Genomic DNA, 18,840 nt, shown 5'->3' with positions numbered 1-18,840 from the left:
GGGGGACGAACGGGCCCTTCCGTGGAGATCGACGGCATCGACCCGTCAGCGGATGCGCAGCCGGCGGCTCAGACGCAACGTGATGAGCGTGCTCTTGAGCTGCTTTTCGAACGGCATACCCGCCCGGGCCGAGAGCACCTGCTTCTTCTGCACGCCGACGTTGACCGTATCGGTGTACTTGAGCAGGCCCGCGTCGCCGTGCCGGGTGCCCACGCCGGACTGTTTGACGCCGCCCGAGGGCGTCATCTTCGCCGAATAGATCGCGACGAAGCCGTCGTTGACGTTGACATTGCCCGCCTCGAGCTGGTCGGCGAGCTTCTCCGCACGAGCGAGATCCGAACTCCAGATGCTGGCGTTGAGACCGTAGGTGGTGGCATTGGCCTGTCGGACGGCCTCGTTCTCGTCGGTGTAGCGGTAGATGGTGACGACCGGACCGAAGGTCTCGACGGTCGCGTGCTCCATCTCGGGGGTCACACCGGTCAGCACGGTCGGCTCGTAGAACGCCGGGCCGATGTCCGGGCGGGCCTTGCCGCCGGTCAGCACGGTCGCGCCCTTCGCGACGGCGTCGTCGACGTGCGAGGCCACGCGCCGCATGTGATCGACCGACACCAGCGAGCCGAATTCCGGGTCGGCGGTGTAGGAGGCACCCGCCTTCGACCCCAATTCCTCTGCCGCGGCGACGAATCGGCGCACGAACTCGTCGTGGATGCGCTCGTGCACATAGATGCGCTCGATATGCATACATGCTTGGCCGGAGTTGCCGTACACCGCGAAGATCGCGCCAGGAATCACCTCGTCGAGGTTGGCGTCCTCGAGCACGATCATCGGATTCTTGCCGCCGAGTTCGAGGCTGCAGCTGATGAGGTTGCGGCCCGCGCGCTCGCCGATGGTGCGACCGGTCGCGGTGGAACCGGTGAACATCACGAAATCGCTGTGGTCGATCAGGGTGGGGCCGACGTCGGGTCCGGTACCGCACACGACCTGGATCAGATCGCGCGGCAGCCCCGCCTTGCGCAGCAGTTCGACGCCGTAGAGCGTGCACAGCGCGGTCTTGTTGTCCGGTTTGATCACCACGCCGTTGCCGGCGATGAGGGCCGGAATCGAATCGGAGATCGAGATCGCGAAGGGGAAGTTCCACGGCGCGATCACCGCGACGACGCCCTTGGGCCGATGCTGTTCGGTGGAGGTGGAGATGATGGGCATCGCGCCGCCGCGCCGGATCGGTTTCAGGATCCGCTCGGCATGTTTGAGGTAGTGGCTGATCACCATCACCGGATCGCACGATTCCTCGATGGCCATCCGGCGGGTCTTGCCGCAACCGATCTGAATCAGGTCCGCGATGGTGTCGAGTTCGGAGAGAATCAGCTCATGGGCCTTCTCGAAGACCTGCAGCCGGCGCTTGACCGGCCAGTTCGCCCATTCCCGCTGCGCCGCCCGAGCCTTGTCGGCCGCCGCGGCGACGTCCTCGGGCGAGGACTGCGGCAGCTCACCGACGACCGCGCCGGTGTACACCTCGATCATGTCGTAGGGTTCGCGCTTCTCCCCCGCGGCGCCCGCGGTGATCAGCCCGGTGAGGCGGTCGATCAGCGTCTTCGTGATCCGCGGCGGCAACGTGCTCGCGCCGCTGCGCGAGGTCGCGTCCGCACCGCTGTGCGTGGTTGTCTCCATCAGCGCTCTCCATAACTTGCCGCCCGTGACGGCGGTCACCATCATTCAAACTAGAACACGTTATTGTTCTGTACAACGTTGCGGGGTAACTTCGTCCGCAAAACGCGAGTAATACCATGAGGAAAGTGGGTCGACGATGACGACGGCAGCAACTGAAACAGGTAGCAACACGGAACCCCATGCGCTGCTGGAGCGACGCGGCGCCACTCTGATCGTCACCATGAACCGGCCGGCCGTCCGCAATGCGCTGTCGGCCGAGATGCTCGACCTGATGGTGCAGGCGTGGGACACCGTCGACAACGACCCGGAGATCCGCTCCTGCATCCTCACCGGCGCGGGCGGCGCGTTCTGCGCGGGCGCCGACCTCAAGGCGATGACCAAACAGGATCCGGCCAAGAATATGAGCGCCGGCGGCGCCTTCGACCCGACCAACATTCCGGGTCTGCTCAAGGGCCGCCGCCTGACCAAGCCGCTGATCGCCGCCGTCGAGGGCGCGGCCATCGCCGGCGGAACCGAGATTCTGCAGGGCACCGACATCCGCGTCGCCGGCGAGAGCGCGAAATTCGGTGTCTCCGAGGCGCGCTGGAGCCTGTTCCCGATGGGCGGCTCGGCGGTGCGACTGCCCCGGCAGATCCCCTACACCGTCGCCGCCGACATCCTGCTCACCGGCCGCCACATCACCGCGGCCGAGGCCAAGGAGTACGGCCTGATCGGCCACGTGGTGCCGGACGGGACCGCGCTGGACAAGGCGCTCGAGCTCGCCGAGAAGATCAACGCCAACGGCCCGCTGGCGGTGCAGGCGATCCTGAAGACCATGCGCGACACCGAGGGCATGCACGAGAACGAGGCCTTCAAGATCGACTCGCAGCTCGGCCTCACCGTCTTCCGCAGCGAGGATGCCAAGGAAGGCCCGCGCGCCTTCGCCGAGCGCCGCAAGCCCGAGTTCAAGGGCCGCTGATTCGGCCGCACCCGGCTGCCGGGGCCGGGTGCGTGCACCGTCACAATTCCGGCTTCACCATCCGAGTGACCTGCTTGCGCAGGAAGTTCGGGGCGAAACGCCGTGCCAGCCACAGCGGCTTGGCCGGACCGGGGAAGATGAACAGTGGCGCCTTCGGGTCGGCTACCGCCCGCTCGGCGGCATCGAGCACCCGGTCCGGGGTGATGCCCTTCTGACCGGCGACCACTGCCTCGTTGGCGGCCCGAATGCCGTCCAGCAGCGGGGTTTCCACGATCGGCGGGCAGATCGAGATCACCCGCACCCCGGTCCCGTTCAACTCCTGGGCGAGCGCTTCGTGGTAGCAGACGACGGCGAATTTGGAGGCCGAGTAGGCGGCCAGGCCCGGCGAGGGCAGCCAGCCCGCCACCGAGGCGAACAGCACCAGCGTGCCGCGGTCCGCCTGCTTCATCTCCGGCACGATGGCCTGGCAGATATTGATCGTCCCGCCGTAGTTGATGTCCATCACCCGGCGCATCTCCGAAACATCGTGGGTCAGAGCCGAACCCACCCGGCACAGCGCCGCCGCGTGCACCACGTGCTCGATCGGCCCGAGGCCCGAGCGGACCTTGTCGACCACCGCGCGCACCGCCTGCTCGTCGGCGACATCACAGGTGTAGGTGCTCATATTCGGGGATCGGCGCGCGGTTTCGGCCAGGCCGGTCTCGTTGATATCGAGTGCGGCCACCCGATAGCCGCCCGCCGCCAGTCGCTGGGCCGCCATGCGTCCCATGCCGCTGGCGGCACCGGTCACCAGTGCTGTCTTGCTCATCGAACCTCCACCGCGTCTTCGAAAGTCATGCGCAGCAGTCCGATCCGGCTGCTGAAGAGTGCGCGCTTGGGCAACCCCAGGGCGCGCATCTGTTCGGCGACGGGGTGATCACCGAGTTCGATCCTGGTGCCGCCCAGCCCCATTCGCACCTGCGACGGATTCATCACCCACGGGGTACGGCGCAGGACGCCGTCCATATGGGTGTAGGCCGCGATCGACGCACCGCCCATGCCGCCCGGCGACGGCACGCCACCGGCGACCTCCATCGCCACCACCAGACGGTCGTCGATGCGCACCTCGCAGCGCTTGCCGCGACGCACCGGCGTGATCCGGATATCGGCGATCTCCTTGGGAAAGCCCCAGATCTCGCGGCCGGCGGCGCAGGTGAAGGTCTGGTTCACCGGCAGCCAGGGAATGTAGACGCCGAGGTCCTTGTCCCGGCCGCGCACCATGAGGGTGAGGCCGAATTCGTGATAGGGACCGAGGTCGCCGTCCACGTAGCGCACGAAGACCAGCGAGCACACCCCGCGTCCGGCGACCGTGAGTGGTTCGAGTCCAGTCGGCGCCACGATCTCCCGGGCCGCCGCCGCGTCGACGAGAAATGTCGCCGCGCAGGCGTCGGCGTCGCGGATCTCGACCGGCATCCTGACTTTTTCACCGAGTACGGAATGCACCGCTGTCATCCTCCAAGTAGAACACGTTCCAGTCTGATTCGGCAGGCCCTCTCGGCCGGGAAATCCCAGTCACCGAGATCGCCCGGACACGACGGCGCCGAACGCCGCGGGCGCGACGTCCGGCGAGGATCCCGAGGGGTTCAGGAGCCGACGGTGTGGGCCGGCGGATGGGATTCGGCATGGGCTTTCGCCCACCGGTAGTCCGGTTTTCCGCTGGGCGTGCGCCCGACCGCGTCGACCACCCAAATGCTGCGCGGCAGTTTGTATCCGGCGAGATGCTTGCGGACGTGTGCCTCGAGGTCGGCGAAATCCAGCGGATCGGCGCTTGCCGGTGACACCACCGCCGCGACCTGATGGCCCCAGCGCTCGTGCGGAACTCCGATGACCACCACGTCGTAGACGCCCTCATGGGCCTTCACGACGGCCTCCACCTCTTCGACGAACACCTTCTCGCCGCCGGTGTTGATCACCATGTTGCCGCGCCCGATCAGGGTGATGGTGCCGTCGGCCTCCACCCGCGCGCGGTCGTCGGTGATGACCATGCGGACGCCGTCGACGGTCTTGAACAGCTTGTCGGACTTGGTCTGGTCCTTGTAGTAGCCGAGGGGCACCGCCCCCTTCTTGGCCATCCAGCCCTCTTCGCCGGGGGCCACCTCCCGGCCCTCCTCGTTGACCACGACCGCACCGCGTCCGGTCTGCACGCGCGGCCCGCGGGACGGGTCGTCGTCCTTCTGCGCCACGCCGATGCCGCCGAATCCGGTTTCGGAGGAGCCGATCGAATCGGTGATCACCGCATGCGGGAACAACTCCAGCATCTCGTTCTTCACCGGCTGCGACAGCAGCGCCGCACCGGAGGCGAGGGCGACCATCGAGGAGGCGTCCACCGGCGACCGCCGATAGGAGTTGAGCAGCGGCCGTGCCATGGCATCGCCGGTGATGACGACGATATTCGCCCGCTGTCCGGCCACCACCTGCCAAACCCGGTCGGCGTCGAAGCGCGGTTCGTAGACGACGGTGTTGCCCGACCACAGTGCGGTGAACGTGGGCATCAGCGCGGCGGCGTGGATCAGCGGCGGCAGGATCAGCCAGCGCAGCGGGTCGTTCTGCGAGCCGACCCGGGACTGTTCGAACTCGTCGGCCACCGGCACGTTGGTGTAGAAGTCGATGCCGCCGCCGAGGACCCGCCACATATCCTCCTGGCGCCACATCACGCCCTTGGGCATGCCGGTGGTGCCGCCGGTGTACATCATGAACAGGTCGTCGGCGCTGCGCTCACCGAAATCGCGTGCGGCCGAGCTGCTTTCGAATGCCTCCGCGTACGGCGTGGATTCGCTGGGCAGCCCGTCACCGCCCTGATCGTCGTCGACGACGAAGACGTGGCGCAGCGTGGTCACCTGCGGACGCACCTGATCCACGACCTGCGCGTAGCACCGGTGGTGTACCACCGCCTCGAGGTCGGCGTTGTCGTAGACGTAGCGCAGTTCGTCCGCGCCGTAGCGGTAGTTGATATTGATCGGCACCGCCCGGATCTTGAAGGCGGCGATCAGGGTTTCCATCGTCTCGATGCTGTTGTGCATCTGGAAGCCGATGTGGCTGCCCTCCCCCAGGCCCACCGCGGCGAAGTGGTGAGCGAGCTGGTTGGCGCGGCGTTCCAGCTCCTGATAGGTGACCCGGCGCTCGCCCTGAATCAGCGCCACCCGATCCGGCATGGCGTCCACGGCGTGCTCGAACAGGTCGGCGAAATTGTTCGGCATATCTGAGATCTCTCGTCGGTAGCGGCGGTTCGGGACTGAGGGCGGTCAGACGACCGTCAGCGGCAGCGACTGCCGGGGCGCGAAGTGGAACTCCGCCCCGGTGCTGAACCGAGTGATCGCCACCTCCGGCGACTCCCGGAAAGGCGTTGCGGCAGCGGTGATCTCGACTACGAATTCGCGCTCGTCGCCCTCGCGGGCATGCACGTCGAATCGCGGATTCACCCCGCGCACCATGGCCGCCAGCGGCTCCAGATGTTCGGCGTCGACGGCGGCCGGCCAGCCGCCGTCGCGCACACCGGGACTGTCGCGCGCGATGCGCAGGATCGCGGAGTCGTGATAGGCGTCGATCTGCATGTCGACGTAGGGCAGCGGATTCCACGCCGGATGCAGCCGCAGCACCTGGGCCAGATCCTCGAAGCCGGTACCGAGGCCCAGTACCGCGCGCAGGCGTTCGGAGGTGAGCCCGGCGATCCCGGTGAACTGTTTGCGCGCGATCGTGGCCGTGGTCTCCGCGTCCGCGCGTTCGCCGACCGCGATCAGGAATCCGAGATTCAGCAGATGCTGCTGCAGGCACACCTCGTCGGCCATCCGGACCAGCGCCGAATGCGAGAAGTCCGCGAAGTCGATATCGCTCAGCAGTGGCCCGCGGTAGTCGGACCGGCCCGGACCCGCGACTTCGATCGGCGCCAATTCGAGGTCGACAGCGGCGAATTCGGCCATGCGCGCCGCATTGCGCGGCACCGCGGGCGGTTCGTTGGCCGGGTCGATGCGAACCGTCCACGCGCACACCGGCACTCGATCGGCCGGCTGCCGGGGCGGCCGGTGGATCGGGCGCACCTGCGCATGCGGATTGGTGGCCAGCGCGGTCGCGTCGAAGGTGGGGTCCTCGATGGTGTGGCACATGGCCACCACGTAGTCCTCACCCATCGGCTCGACGTCGGCGAGCGCACCGCAGTGGTCGAGCCAGAACTCGCCGTTGTGGTCGTCGTCGACGCGGAACCGGAAGTCCATGAACTGCGGCGGCGCGCCGATATCCAGTTGCAGCCCTTTGAATATCGTGACGACGCCGTCGCCCGGGATGTCGAGGGCCGCGCGCATCCGGCGGGTGTAGATCGGGCTGGCCAGCTGCCATTCCTCGATCGCCACCTCGGCCATCCCGTCGCGCCCGAAGGCGCCGATCGAATGCGCCATCCCGGAGCGATCGATGAGATGCCCGCACAGCAGCAGTTCGGGCACCAGCGCCGCCAGCTGCTCCCGGCTGAGTGTGGCGAAGCGACTCGCGGGCATCGCGCTCACCACAGCGGGACCGGCGACTCGCCGATCTTGTACCAGCCCGGCAGCGGTCCCGCGCCCGAGCGTTCGATCCGCTTCTGCATCCCCTCCGACAGCGCGTTCGCCGTGATCATCTCCACGAACAGCGCCGAGACGTTGCCGAAGTCGAAAAAGTCACGCTGCCAGGACCATTGGAAGTTGCCGCCGTAGCGGAACCAGCTGCCGCCGATGCCCTCCGGGCTGTAGTGGCGGCCGTCGGGGCGGGTGTTCTCGTTGACCTGCTTCCACAAGCCGATCACGTTGCCGCTGCGCTCGTCGACGACGAATTCCTGGTACGGGTAGGTCCAGCCCTCGAGGCCGTCCATCTCCTGTCCCAGCGCCAGTTCGCGGATCTCGTCGCGGCCCACCGCCATGAATTCCTGGGTCGGTCCGTAGTTCCAGCCGTAGGTGGCGTCCTCGGTGTACATGTCGGCCAGCGGCCGCCAGTCCCCCGCCGCCTCGCAGCGTTCGTTCTCGACCACCCAGCGGCGGACCATCTCGTCGAGTTCGTCCCGGGAAAAACCGGACATCGCAGCTTCCTTCACATTCTGTGTCGAGGGCCGGCGCCGATATCCGGCACGGCCTGATCCGGGCGGTCACCGGGCTGCGGCGACCGCGAACGTCGTGGTCCGTCAGCCCGTTTTCGAGAACGAGTTCAGGCCGGGATATCCCTCGCGGACAGGCGCGAAAGACACATCGCTGGACATGTGTCTGGACGGTACCACCGCAATCGGGGACCGACAATGGATCGGCCATTTTTGCTACGAAGATGCGGACGTTCGACCAGGGTGCCGGCAACCGTCCACGCCGTGGTCGGCGCCGGTTCCGCCGCCTTGACACAACCGCGGAATTGAAACAAGTTCTTGCGCCAAGATCAGAGTCGAACCTATAGTTCCGTACACGTGTCCAGACAGCATCGAAAGGTACCCATGAGCGGGTCCACGAACGACAGCACCAGCGCTGCGGGCTTCATCGGCCTCGGCAATATGGGTGCGCCGATGGCCGAGCGGCTGCTGAAGCGCCCCGGCGGCCTCGTCGTCTGCGACACCCGGGCCGAGGCCGTGCGGCCGTTCGTCGACGGCGGCGCCGAGCCGGCGAAGACGGCGGCCGAGGTCGCCGAGCGCGCCGGGGTGATCTCGGTGGTCGTCCTCAACGACGAGCAGGTCCGATCCGTGGTGACCGGTCCGGACGGCCTGCTGAGCACCGCGCGCCCCGGCACGGTGATCGCCGTGCATTCGACCATCAGCGACCGGACCGCCGTAGAACTCGCCGGCATCTGCGCCGAACACGAGGTGGACTTCGTCGACGCCCCGGTCAGCGGCGGCGGCGCGGGGGCCAAGAAGGGGTCGCTCGCGGTCATGGTGGGCGGCAGCGACGCCGCCTTCGACAAGGTGCGCGAACCGTTCGGCTACTGGGCCGAACTGGTGGTGCACGCGGGCGAGGTCGGCGCCGGCACCCGGATGAAACTGGCCCGCAACCTGCTGCATTTCGTCTCGTTCACGGCCACCGCGGAGGCGCAGCGACTGGCCGAGGCGGCCGGGCTGAACATCGTCGACCTGGGCAAGGTGGTCCGGCATTCGGATGCCATCACCGGCGGGGCGGGCGCGATCATGCTGCGCGATACCACCGCACCGGTCGCGGTGGACGACTTCTGGCATTCGATCTTCACGCATACCCGCGATCTGGGTGAGAAGGATCTGTCGCTGGCACTGGCCCTGGGCGAGCGACTCGGCGTCGAGTTGCCCTTCGCCCGAATGGCATTGAGCGGACTCGGCGACGGGCTCGGCGTCGGGCCCGGCGATATCTCGCGGGCCGCCACCGACACTTCCGAGGAGAGCAATGAGCGCTGAAACCGACGGCCTCACCCCCGAGCAGCGTCGCGCGCGCGGGGTGGCCAAGATGGGCGAGGTCTACGGCTGGGAGATGTCCGACGGACCCGGCGCGCATTTCGCCGTGACGGCGGACCATCTGTTCGCCGACATCTGGAGCCGCCCGGAACTGTCCGTGCGTGATCGCCGCCTGCTGCTGCTCGGCGCGCTCACCGCACAGGGCCACCTCGACGTCACCGAGATCCAGGTCAGCGCGGCCCTGCGCAACGGTGAACTGACCGAGGAACAGTTGCGCGAGATCGCGATCTTCCTGTGCCACTACACCGGCTGGGCCGCCGGGACGAAACTCGACAGCGTCGTCGGCAAAGTCGTGGCCGCCGAAAAGAAGGCCAACGAGAAAAAGGCCGCCGCCCGAGCCGCCGAATCCGCCGAGAAGTGAGGAACGAACCCACCATGTCCGACACCCTGGGTGTACGCCCCCAGCCCGCCGCCGACATCACCGACTGGGACTACGAGGCCGATGTGGTGATCGCCGGATACGGCATCGCCGGCGTCGCCGCGGCAATCGAGGCCGCCCGGGCCGGCGCGGACGTGCTGGTGCTCGAGCGCACCGGCGGCTGGGGCGGTGCGGCCTCCCTGTCGGGCGGATTCATCTATCTGGGTGGCGGCACTCCGCTGCAGAAGGCGCTCGGTTTCGAGGACACCCCGGAGAACATGGAGAAGTTCATGCTGGCCGCCCTCGGGCCCGGCGTGGACGAGGCCAAGATTCACGACTACTGCCAGGGCAGCGTCGAACACTTCAACTGGCTTGTCGCCCAAGGTGTTCCGTTCAAAGAGGAATTCTGGGGCGAGCCGGGCTGGGAACCCCCGCACGACGAGGGCCTGATGTACTCCGGCGGTGAGAACGCCGCGCCGTTCAAGGACATCGCCACCCCTGCCCCGCGCGGCCACCTGCCGCAGATGCAGAACAAGCGCATCGGCGAGCAGGGCGGCGGTTACATGCTGATGAAGCCGCTCACCGACACCGCCGAATCCCTCGGTGTGCGAGCCGAGTACGACATCCGGATTCAGCGGCTCGTGGTCGCGGCCGACAACCGCGTCGTCGGCGTGGTGGCCAAGCGCTACGGCAAGGAGATCACCGTGCGCGCCCGCCGCGGCGTGGTGCTGGCCACCGGCAGCTTCGCCTACGAGCAGCGGATGATCGAGGGCTACGCCCCGCGACTCATCGGCCGGCCCGCCGCCGCGATCGAGGAACACGACGGCATCGGCATCCGGGTCGCCCAGGCGCTCGGCGCCGAACTGGCGCATATGGACGCCACCGAGGTCGCCTTCTTCGGCGATCCGCAGATGATGGTCCGCGGCATTCTGGTCAACGGCCGCGGTCAGCGCTACATCGCCGAGGACACCTATCCGGGCCGGATCGGCCAGGCCACGCTGATCCAGCAGGACAACCAGGCCTACCTGATCATCGACGAGGCCGCGCTCGAGGAAGCGCTGAAGACCGAGACCAGCAGCCCCTTCTTCCGCCAGCCCCCCACCTGGGCGGCGGAGACGGTCGAGGAACTCGAAAGCGATATGGGCCTGCCCGCGGGCTCGCTGCAGGCCACCGTCGAGGTCTACAACCGGCACGCCGAATCCGGCTCCGATCCGCTGCTGGGCAAGAAGCCGGAGTGGGTGAAGCCGATCGGCACACCGGTGGCCGGGTTCGATATGCGCAACTTCACCGCCGGATTCACCCTGGGCGGTCTGCGCACCGATCTGGATTCCCGGGTCATCCACGTCACGGGCGAGCCGATCCCCGGCTTGTACGCCGCGGGCCGCTGCACCTCCGGTGTCTGCGCGGGCGGCTACGCCAGCGGCACCTCCCTCGGCGACGGCAGCTTCTACGGTCGCCGCGCGGGCCGCGCCGCCGCCAACGACGGTCCGGCCTCGAGCTGATGCCCGACCGAACCGAAAGGAACATCATGCGTTTCGGCATCGTCCTGTTCACCAGCGACCGCGGCATCCGGCCGGCGGTCGCGGCCGAGGCCGCCGAGGAGCGCGGCTTCGAGTCGTTCTTCGTGCCCGAGCACACCCACATCCCGATCAAACGGGAGGCGGCGCATCCACTGACCGGCGACGAGAGCCTGCCCGACGACCGGTACATGCGCACCCTGGACCCGTGGGTGGCGCTGGCCACCGCGGCGGCGGTCACCGAACGCATCGAATTGTCCACGGCGGTGGCACTTCCCACCGAACACGATCCCATCACGCTGGCCAAGACCATCGCGACCCTGGACCACCTGTCCGGCGGCCGGGTCAGCGTCGGCGCCGGATTCGGCTGGAACACCGACGAACTCGCCGACCACGGCGTGCCGGGCAACAAGCGCCGCACGGTGCTGCGCGAGTACCTCGAGGCCATGCGAGCGCTGTGGACCGAGGAAGAGGCGAGCTACGACGGCGACTTCGTGAAGTTCGGCCCCAGCTGGGCGTGGCCGAAGCCGGTACAGGCGAAGGTGCCGGTGCTGATCGGCACCGCGGGCACCGAACAGGGTTTCCGCTGGATCGCGCGCTCGGCCGACGGCTGGATCACCACCCCGTACGAGACCCATACGCTGCTGGAACGCCTGCAGCTGCTGACCAAGGTGTGGCAGGAGGCCGGCCGCGAGGACACCCCGCGGGTGGTCGCCCTCGACGGCAAACCCGACACGCAGCGGCTTACCGAATGGAGCGCCGCCGGGGTGACCGACGTACTGTACGGACTGCCGGACAAGTCCGAAGCCGAGGTGCTGGCCTATCTCGACCGCCTGGCCGGCAAGCTCGCGCCCCTGCGCGCGAGCGCCTGAACCACCACCGCGACCTGGCGCCTGAACAGGAAGTGAGCCGAAGACGTGCGTATCGCCCTGCTGTCCTACCGCAGCAAGACCCACTGTGGCGGGCAGGGGGTGTATGTCCGGAAGTTGAGCCACGGCCTGGCCGAACTCGGCCATGAGGTCGAGGTGTTCTCCGGTCAGCCCTACCCGGAACTGCTCGATCCCCGGGTAAAGCTGACCGAGGTGCCGAGCCTGGATCTGTACCGCGATTCCGATCCGTTCCGCACGCCGCGGCCCGGGGAGATCCGCGACCGCATCGACCTGCTGGAACTGGGCACGATGTGGACCGCCGGATTCCCCGAGCCGCGCACGTTCAGCCTGCGCGCGGCACGGCTGTTGCGTTCGCGCGCAGCGGATTTCGATGTCGTGCACGACAACCAGTGCCTGGGTTCCGGACTGCTCGACATCGCCCGCCGGGTGCCGCTGGTGGCCACCATCCACCATCCGATCACCCGCGACCGGGCCGTCGATCTGGCGGCCGCGCCGTGGCGGCGCAAGGCGTTCGTCCACCGCTGGTACGGGTTCCTCGGCATGCAGCAGCGCGTCGCCCGGCTGATTCCGGATCTGATCACCGTCTCCTCGACCTCGGCGGCCGATATCGCCGACGACTTCGGCGTCGACGCCTCCCAGTTGCGGGTGGTCCCACTCGGCGTCGACACCGAACTGTTCCGGCCGCGCGAGCGTCGCGTACCGGGCCGGATCGTGGCCGTGGCCAGCGCCGACAAACCGCTCAAGGGCATCTCTCACCTGCTGCAGGCGCTCGCGCGGCTGCGGCTCACCCACGACGTCGAATTGCAGCTGGTGGCCAAGCTGGAACCGAACGGCCCCACCGAGAAGCTGATCGCCGAACTGGGCATCTCCGATATCGTCACGGTGTCGAGCGGACTGTCCGACGAGGCACTGGCCGAACTGCTGGCCTCGGCGCAGATCTCCTGCATTCCGTCCATGTACGAGGGCTTCTCGCTGCCCGCCGTGGAGGCGCTGGCCAGCGGCACCGCCCTGGTCGCCAGCCGGGCCGGCGCACTGCCGGAGGTGGCGGCCGACTGTGCCGAACTGGTGGAGCCCGGCAATGTGGACGAACTGACCGGCGTCCTCGGAAAATTGCTCGACAATCCGCGTCGCATCGACGACCTCGGCGCCGCCGGGCGCCACCGCGCACTCACCGTCTTCAGCTGGGAAGCCGTGGCAGCCCAAACCGTTTCGGTGTACGAACGCGCCATCGCCCGCCGCCAGGGCACCGACCTGACCGCCGATACACAGGAGGCGAACGTATGCTGACCGTCGATTTCGACCGCTTGGGAATCGGTCCGGGCCTGCGGGTCATCGATGTGGGATGCGGACAGGGTCGCCATGCCTTCGAGGCGTATCGGCGCGGCGCCGATATCGTCGCCTTCGATCAGAACGCCGACGATCTCGCCGATGTGAAGGTCATGTTCGGCGCGCTGGCCGAGGCCGGCGAGGCTCCCGATTACGCGCAGGCCGAGACGGTCCAGGGCGACGCGCTGGCCATGCCCTTCGAGGACGGCGAATTCGACGTCGTGATCGCCTCCGAGATCCTCGAGCACATTCCGGCCGACGACGGCGCGATCGCGGAACTGGTGCGCATTCTGAAACCCGGTGGGGCCCTTGTTATCACGGTGCCGCGCTGGCTGCCCGAGCGGATCTGCTGGCTGCTCTCGGACGAATACCACGCCAACGAGGGCGGTCACGTGCGCATCTACCGCGCCGACGAACTGCGCGGCAAGGTCGCCGCACGCGGTATGCGCTTCATCCACAGCCAACACGCGCACGCGCTGCACGCCCCGTACTGGTGGCTGAAGTGCCTGGTCGGCGTGGACAAGCCCGATGCCCGGCCGGTGCAGCTGTATCACCGGATGCTGGTGTGGGACATGATGAAACGGCCGTGGCTGACCCGTGTCGCCGAATCGGCCCTGGACCCGGTGATCGGCAAGAGCGTCGCCCTGTACTTCACCAAGCCGGCGGTGTCCGGTGCGCGCCGCTGAGCTGCCCTCGATTCCCGGCGTCCTCACCGCCCGGCAGTGCCTGGCCACCGCGGAATCCATTGCCGCACAACAGCACAGCGACGGCGCCATCCCGTGGTTCCGGGGTGGGCACACCGATCCCTGGGATCATGTCGAGTCGGCGATGGCGCTGACGGTGGCGGGTCTGTACGACGCCGCGCGCGCCGCCTACGCCTGGTCGGCGGACACCCAGCGCGCGGACGGCTCCTGGCCGTCGCAATTTCGCGGCGACATCGTCGAGACCGCCGATACCGATACCAATTTCTGCGCCTACATCACCACCGGTGTCTGGCACTACTACCGCTGCACCGGTGATCGGCGCTTCGTGGACGCGATGTGGCCGACCGTGCGCGCGGCGATCGACTACGTCATCTCGTTGCAGCAGGGACGCAACGGCGAGATCTATTGGCTGCAGACCGAACAGGGCATCCTGCCCGAGGCTTTGCTGACCGGCTGCTCGAGCATGTTCCACAGCATCGGCTGTGGGCTGGCGATCGCGGAACTGCTCGGCCTCGCCCAGCCGGAATGGGAGGTCGCGGCCCTGCGCCTCGGCCACGCACTGCGGCATCATCCGGAAGCCTTCGCCGAGAAGGACCGGTATTCGATGGACTGGTACTACCCGGTGCTGGGCGGGGCGCTGCGCGGAGAGGCGGGACATGCCCGGATCGCCTCGCGCTGGAGCGATTTCGTCGTCGGCGAGATCGGCATTCGCTGCGTCTCCGACCGGCCGTGGGTGACCGGCGCCGAAACCTGCGAACTGGCACTGGCGCTGGACGCCCTCGGCGATTCCGATCGCGCGCTGCGACTGCTGGCGAGTATCCAGCACCTGCGCGAGGACGACGGATCCTATTGGACCGGACTGGTTTTCGCCGACGGCAAGCGCTGGCCGGAGGAGCGCACCACCTGGACCGGCGCGGCGGCGGTGCTGGCCGCCGACGCGCTGACCCGCACCACCGGCGGCAACGGGATCTTCCGCGACCTGGTGCCCGGGGCGGATATCGCGACCGGCCTCACCTGCGACTGCGTGCGTTCACCCAGCTGAGCCGGCCGCGACTTCACCGCTTCCGCTTCGGCCGTTTCAGCCCTTACCGCCACACCCCGTGCCGCGCTCGAGCAACCGCAGCGATCCGATGGCCGCGACTTCGCGGAAATTACCGCTGTCCAACGCCTTTCGGTAGATGTGGTACGGGGCCTGCCCGCCGTCGGCCGGATCCGGGAAGACGTCGTGGATGGCCAGCACACCACCGGCCGCCACCCAGTGCGCCCAGCCGTCGTAATCGCGCTGGGCCGCGGCCTCGGTATGCCCGCCGTCGATGAACAGCAGCCGGATCGGGCTGCGCCAGTGCTTCGCCACGGTCGCCGAGGGGCCCACGACGCCGACCACGGTATCGGTCAATTCCGCGCGCACCATGGTGCGGCGGAATGTGGTGACGGTGTCGAAGCGGCCGGTTTCGGGATCGACCAGCGAGGTGTCGTGATATTCCCAGCCGGGCTGATGTTCCTCGGACCCGTGATGATGGTCGATGGTGTAGACGGTGGCGCCGGTTTCACGGGCCGCCGCGCCGAGATAGATCGCCGACTTACCGCAGTAGGTGCCGATTTCCACGATTATCCCGTCGCCCGCGTAGCGCCGGGCGGCCTCGTAGAGCGCGCGTCCCTCCTCGACCGGCATGAAGCCGATCGCCTGCTCGGCCAGCTCGAACAATCGGCGAGTATCCACGGAAATTTCGGATTCCGCGGGAATTATCGAATCGGCACGAGTCATCAGAAGAACACCTTTCGGAAATCATCTCTCGATACTTTGCGAGCGGATGCGATATTTTGCGATTTGCGACTGTATCCGCTTCGGCAACGGGTATGCGAGTTGCTTTCGAAGCTTCACTACAGTAGCATCCAGACACGTGTCCGATCCCATTTCCACCGAGCCTACACCGGTGAATATGGAGGCAACTCGCCGCCGCCTCACCGAGAAGCAGGCCGATACCGTCGACCGGCTGACCAAGGCCGCGCTGGAAGTTCTGTCGCGCGAGGGCTTCGCCGGTCTCACCGTGCGCATGGTGGCCGCGGCCGCCGGAGTGGGTACGGCCACCGCCTACACCTATTTCTCTTCCAAGGAACACCTGGTCGCCGAGGTCTTCTGGCGGCGACTGGCCGCCGATGCGCCCCCCGAGCCGGAGGCGGGCGCCGACCGGACCACCCGGGTGGTCGCCGTTTTGCGCCAGATCGCAATGCTGGTCGCCGACGAACCCGCGCTGGCGGGCGCGGTGACCAGCGCGCTGCTGGGTACCGATCCCGACGTCGCGCATCTGCGCCTGCGCATCGGGACCGAGATCCGGCGGCGCCTGCTGGACGCGCTGGGCCCGGACGCCGATCCCGATGTGGTGGAGACGCTGGAATTGCTTTATGCCGGCGCCCTGGTTCGCGCCGGCGTGGGTTACGCCTCGTATGCCGAAATCGCGGACCGGCTGGAAAAATCGGCCCTGCAAGTGCTGCGGGACTGAATACGCGATTTCCGGCGGCGTCCGGAAATTACGGCAATACCGATTCGATCGCCGCGACCACACTCGGATCCTGCGGTTCGGTGCGCGGACGGAAACGACCGACGACCTTACCGTCACGATCGATCAGGAACTTTTCGAAATTCCATTGAATATCGCCGGCATCGCCTTCGGCATCGGCGGTCTGCACGAGTTCGCGATACAGCGGATGCCGGTCGTCACCGTTGACGTCGACCTTGGCCAGCAGCGGGAAATCCACCCCGTAGGTGGTCGAGCAGAACTGCTGGATCTCCTCGGCGGTGCCCGGCTCCTGTCCCATGAACTGGTTGCACGGCACGCCGACGACGCTGAATCCGCGTGAGCCGTAGGCCTGCTGCAGCGCCACCAGTCCGGTGTACTGCGGTGTCAGACCACATTTCGAGGCGACGTTGACCACGAGTAGCGCCTTGTCACCGGCGAGTTCGGCGAGGGTCGCGGGTTCACCGGCGAGCGTCTGTACGGGAATTTCACGAATATCGGTCACAGTCGAAATGATAGGTGGAATCTCGGCCGCCGCGAGGGCGACTTCCGCCGCCGGGCCCGTCCGCCGACGGGCCGAGGGGAGTTGGCGAACCCTCGTCACCACCTTTCCGCGCCGAGGAAGAACTGCAACCTGTTCTATGATGTGACGTGAACAACATCCCTGGTCATAGCCAGGAAGTCGCTCCCGGACCGCGTCCCGGAGATCATTTTTCCCCAGCGTGCGTCTTCACCATTATTAGAACTTGTTCTACAGTGAGCTGAGGCACGCTCCCGCGCCGAGCGGAGCCGCGATCAGCCGCTACCACTTCGAAGATGAGGTAACCGAACATGACCGACACCAGCGCAGCCGATTACATCGTCATCGGCGCGGGCAGCTCCGGTGCCACTGTCGCGAGTCGGCTCGCCGAGCAGGGCGCCAGCGTCATCCTGCTCGAGGCCGGCCGCAAGGACAACACCAAGTTGGTCACGGTCCCGGGCATGATCACGACGGTTCACACGGTTCCGCAGCTCAAGCATCAGGTCACCTGGTCGCAGTACTCGATTCCGCAGAAGCACGCCGCCGAGCGCCGGGTACCGATGACGCGCGGCAAGGTGCTGGGCGGTTCGAGTTCGGTCAACGGCATGCTCTTCGTGCGCGGCAACAAGGCCAACTTCGACTCCTGGGCCGCCGAGGGCTGCGAGGGCTGGAGCTACGAGGACGTGCTGCCTGCCTACAAGCGCCTGGAGAACTGGGAGGACGGCGCCAGCGAACTGCGCGGTTCCGGCGGTCCCATCGAGGTGACGCGGCAGAAGGAACTGACCCCGATCGCCCAGGAGTGGATGGAGGCCGCGGCCGAAACCTTCGGCGTCCCGGTCATCGAGGACTACAACGGCGAGTCCCAAGAGGGCATCAGCATCTTCCAGCAGAGCGTGCGAGACGGCTTGCGCTACAGCTCCTCTCGCGGCTTCATCACCAACCGCCCCAACCCGAATCTGAAGGTCGTCACCAAGGCGCACGTGGCGCGCGTGGTGATCGAGAAGGGCCGCGCGACCGGCGTCGAGGTCATCGAGAAGAAGGGCCGCCGGATCATCCGCGCCGAGAAGGAGGTCGTGGTCTCCGGTGGCGTGATGGGTTCCGCGCACATCCTGATGCTGTCCGGCGTCGGCCCCGCCGGGCACCTGCGCGACCTCGGCATCGAGGTCAACGCGGATCTGCCGGTCGGCCAGAACCTGCACGACCACCTGTTCGTACCGATGACCTTCATCTCGAAGAAGGCGCTGCACCGCGGCATTCCGTCGCATTTCGCGGCCGGTTTCCTTAAGGAACTGCGCAGCCCCGGCAGCTCCTGGTTCGGGCGCACGGTCTTCGAATCCGTGGGCTTCGTGCGGACCTCGTTCGCCAAGGACATCCCGGATATGCAGATCCACACCCTGCCGTGGAGCTACCCGACGCCCAACCAGGACGAGGACAAGCTGCACATGGTGGACAAGCGGGAGGCGCTGACCATCTTCCCGACCCTGATCTACCCGAAGAGCCGCGGCGAACTGCGCCTGGCATCCACCGACCCGCTGGCCTCGCCGCTGATCGACCCGGGCTACCTCTCGGACCCGGCCGATATGGACTTCCTGGTCGAGGCCATCGGCATGATCCGCGAAGCCGCGGCGAACAAGGCGATCGCCGGCGACATCACCGAGGAGTTCTCCCCCGGCCCCGCGTTCACCGACGAGACCGCGCTGCGCCGCGAGCTGCCGATGCGGATCCACTCGGTCTACCACCCGGTCGGCACCTGCCGGATGGGCGTGGACGAGCGCGCGGTGGTCGACCCGCAACTGCGGGTGCGCGGCATCGAGGGCCTGCGGGTCGCCGACGCCTCGATCATGCCGAGCATCACCGGCGGCAACACCAACGCACCGTGCTACATGATCGGTGAGAAGGCGGCCGAATTCATCACCGCCTCGGCGTAAT

18 protein-coding genes are annotated in these 18,840 nt (G+C 67.5%); 10 read left to right on the top strand and 8 right to left on the bottom strand.

Features of this window, described 5'->3' with window-relative positions:
- Positions 1-45: 45 nt before the first annotated feature.
- Complete coding sequence (locus tag NN2_RS05795) at positions 46-1,668, bottom strand: succinic semialdehyde dehydrogenase (RefSeq protein ID WP_063011080.1); 1,623 nt, start codon at positions 1,666-1,668, stop codon at positions 46-48.
- 136 nt (positions 1,669-1,804) lie between these two features.
- Here NN2_RS05795 and NN2_RS05790 point away from each other — a divergent pair, with 136 nt between their 5' ends.
- Positions 1,805-2,626 (top strand): crotonase/enoyl-CoA hydratase family protein, encoded by an 822-nt coding sequence (locus tag NN2_RS05790; RefSeq protein WP_036525233.1) that lies wholly within the window; start codon positions 1,805-1,807, stop codon positions 2,624-2,626.
- 40 nt (positions 2,627-2,666) lie between these two features.
- Here the strand turns inward: NN2_RS05790 and NN2_RS05785 are convergent, their stop codons facing one another.
- The 5 genes from NN2_RS05785 to NN2_RS05765 all read right to left on the bottom strand — a co-directional run bounded on the left by NN2_RS05785 (position 2,667) and on the right by NN2_RS05765 (position 7,703).
- On the bottom strand, positions 2,667-3,434 hold the full coding sequence (locus tag NN2_RS05785; RefSeq protein WP_063011051.1) for an SDR family NAD(P)-dependent oxidoreductase: 768 nt from the start codon (positions 3,432-3,434) through the stop codon (positions 2,667-2,669).
- Positions 3,431-4,117 carry an acetoacetate decarboxylase family protein gene (locus tag NN2_RS05780; RefSeq protein ID WP_030516450.1) on the bottom strand — a complete coding sequence of 229 codons (687 nt, stop codon included), beginning with the start codon at positions 4,115-4,117 and terminating at the stop codon, positions 3,431-3,433. Before NN2_RS05780 ends, NN2_RS05785 begins: the two co-directional genes overlap by 4 nt.
- A 131-nt stretch (positions 4,118-4,248) precedes the next feature.
- Positions 4,249-5,862, bottom strand: a complete 1,614-nt coding sequence (locus tag NN2_RS05775; protein ID WP_063011049.1) for an acyl-CoA synthetase — start codon at positions 5,860-5,862, stop codon at positions 4,249-4,251.
- Between the two features lie 45 nt (positions 5,863-5,907).
- Complete coding sequence (locus NN2_RS05770; protein WP_156511224.1) at positions 5,908-7,149, bottom strand: hypothetical protein; 1,242 nt, start codon at positions 7,147-7,149, stop codon at positions 5,908-5,910.
- A gap of 5 nt (positions 7,150-7,154) precedes the next feature.
- Entirely contained in the window at positions 7,155-7,703 is a 549-nt protein-coding gene (locus NN2_RS05765) for a nuclear transport factor 2-like protein (RefSeq protein WP_030516453.1), read from the bottom strand.
- 399 nt (positions 7,704-8,102) lie between these two features.
- On the opposite strand from NN2_RS05765, the gene NN2_RS05760 reads away from it, so the two are divergent.
- From NN2_RS05760 to NN2_RS05730, 7 genes are read left to right on the top strand one after another with little or no spacing between them, the layout of a single operon-like run.
- Complete coding sequence (locus NN2_RS05760) at positions 8,103-9,023, top strand: NAD(P)-dependent oxidoreductase (protein ID WP_063011046.1); 921 nt, start codon at positions 8,103-8,105, stop codon at positions 9,021-9,023.
- A complete protein-coding gene (locus NN2_RS05755; protein ID WP_030516455.1) occupies positions 9,013-9,441 on the top strand; it encodes a carboxymuconolactone decarboxylase family protein in 429 nt (142 codons plus the stop codon). The genes NN2_RS05760 and NN2_RS05755 overlap by 11 nt, the downstream gene beginning before the upstream one ends.
- A 14-nt stretch (positions 9,442-9,455) precedes the next feature.
- Complete coding sequence (locus tag NN2_RS05750; protein WP_063011044.1) at positions 9,456-10,940, top strand: FAD-dependent oxidoreductase; 1,485 nt, start codon at positions 9,456-9,458, stop codon at positions 10,938-10,940.
- Between the two features lie 26 nt (positions 10,941-10,966).
- Entirely contained in the window at positions 10,967-11,827 is an 861-nt protein-coding gene (locus NN2_RS05745; RefSeq protein WP_030516457.1) for an LLM class F420-dependent oxidoreductase, read from the top strand.
- Between the two features lie 45 nt (positions 11,828-11,872).
- Positions 11,873-13,132 (top strand): glycosyltransferase family 4 protein, encoded by a 1,260-nt coding sequence (locus NN2_RS05740; protein ID WP_063011042.1) that lies wholly within the window; start codon positions 11,873-11,875, stop codon positions 13,130-13,132.
- Complete coding sequence (locus tag NN2_RS05735; RefSeq protein ID WP_063011040.1) at positions 13,126-13,857, top strand: class I SAM-dependent methyltransferase; 732 nt, start codon at positions 13,126-13,128, stop codon at positions 13,855-13,857. Before NN2_RS05740 ends, NN2_RS05735 begins: the two co-directional genes overlap by 7 nt.
- Positions 13,844-14,917: a glucosidase family protein gene (locus NN2_RS05730; protein ID WP_063011038.1), complete on the top strand. Its 1,074-nt coding sequence runs from the start codon at positions 13,844-13,846 to the stop codon at positions 14,915-14,917. The genes NN2_RS05735 and NN2_RS05730 overlap by 14 nt, the downstream gene beginning before the upstream one ends.
- Positions 14,918-14,953: 36 nt before the next feature.
- On the opposite strand, the gene NN2_RS05725 is transcribed toward NN2_RS05730, so the two are convergent.
- Positions 14,954-15,640 carry a class I SAM-dependent methyltransferase gene (locus tag NN2_RS05725; protein WP_063011036.1) on the bottom strand — a complete coding sequence of 229 codons (687 nt, stop codon included), beginning with the start codon at positions 15,638-15,640 and terminating at the stop codon, positions 14,954-14,956.
- A 169-nt stretch (positions 15,641-15,809) separates the two neighbouring features.
- On the opposite strand from NN2_RS05725, the gene NN2_RS05720 reads away from it, so the two are divergent.
- A complete protein-coding gene (locus NN2_RS05720) occupies positions 15,810-16,376 on the top strand; it encodes a TetR/AcrR family transcriptional regulator (protein ID WP_030516462.1) in 567 nt (188 codons plus the stop codon).
- A 28-nt stretch (positions 16,377-16,404) separates the two neighbouring features.
- On the opposite strand, the gene NN2_RS05715 is transcribed toward NN2_RS05720, so the two are convergent.
- Positions 16,405-16,896 carry a glutathione peroxidase gene (locus NN2_RS05715; protein ID WP_063011034.1) on the bottom strand — a complete coding sequence of 164 codons (492 nt, stop codon included), beginning with the start codon at positions 16,894-16,896 and terminating at the stop codon, positions 16,405-16,407.
- A 326-nt stretch (positions 16,897-17,222) separates the two neighbouring features.
- Between NN2_RS05715 and NN2_RS05710 the strand changes: the two genes are divergently transcribed.
- A complete protein-coding gene (locus tag NN2_RS05710) occupies positions 17,223-18,839 on the top strand; it encodes a GMC family oxidoreductase (protein ID WP_063011032.1) in 1,617 nt (538 codons plus the stop codon).
- The last annotated feature ends 1 nt before the right edge of the window (position 18,840 follow it).

The organism is Nocardia nova NBRC 15556 (assembly GCF_001613005.1).
Lineage (GTDB): Bacteria > Actinomycetota > Actinomycetes > Mycobacteriales > Mycobacteriaceae > Nocardia > Nocardia nova.
Note: the sequence above shows the minus strand (reverse complement) of the source record. Positions and strands in the feature narration are given on the sequence as shown.

Coding starts and splice junctions, on each gene's coding strand:
- NN2_RS05785 (WP_063011051.1), bottom strand. CDS start 3,434: ATGAGCAAGACAGCACTGGTGACCGGTGCCGCCAGCGGCATGGGACGC.
- NN2_RS05735 (WP_063011040.1), top strand. CDS start 13,126: ATGCTGACCGTCGATTTCGACCGCTTGGGAATCGGTCCGGGCCTGCGG.
- NN2_RS05775 (WP_063011049.1), bottom strand. CDS start 5,862: ATGCCGAACAATTTCGCCGACCTGTTCGAGCACGCCGTGGACGCCATG.
- NN2_RS05795 (WP_063011080.1), bottom strand. CDS start 1,668: ATGGAGACAACCACGCACAGCGGTGCGGACGCGACCTCGCGCAGCGGC.
- NN2_RS05725 (WP_063011036.1), bottom strand. CDS start 15,640: ATGACTCGTGCCGATTCGATAATTCCCGCGGAATCCGAAATTTCCGTG.
- NN2_RS05765 (WP_030516453.1), bottom strand. CDS start 7,703: ATGTCCGGTTTTTCCCGGGACGAACTCGACGAGATGGTCCGCCGCTGG.
- NN2_RS05745 (WP_030516457.1), top strand. CDS start 10,967: ATGCGTTTCGGCATCGTCCTGTTCACCAGCGACCGCGGCATCCGGCCG.
- NN2_RS05750 (WP_063011044.1), top strand. CDS start 9,456: ATGTCCGACACCCTGGGTGTACGCCCCCAGCCCGCCGCCGACATCACC.
- NN2_RS05790 (WP_036525233.1), top strand. CDS start 1,805: ATGACGACGGCAGCAACTGAAACAGGTAGCAACACGGAACCCCATGCG.
- NN2_RS05780 (WP_030516450.1), bottom strand. CDS start 4,117: ATGACAGCGGTGCATTCCGTACTCGGTGAAAAAGTCAGGATGCCGGTC.
- NN2_RS05760 (WP_063011046.1), top strand. CDS start 8,103: ATGAGCGGGTCCACGAACGACAGCACCAGCGCTGCGGGCTTCATCGGC.
- NN2_RS05710 (WP_063011032.1), top strand. CDS start 17,223: ATGACCGACACCAGCGCAGCCGATTACATCGTCATCGGCGCGGGCAGC.
- NN2_RS05755 (WP_030516455.1), top strand. CDS start 9,013: ATGAGCGCTGAAACCGACGGCCTCACCCCCGAGCAGCGTCGCGCGCGC.
- NN2_RS05770 (WP_156511224.1), bottom strand. CDS start 7,149: ATGCCCGCGAGTCGCTTCGCCACACTCAGCCGGGAGCAGCTGGCGGCG.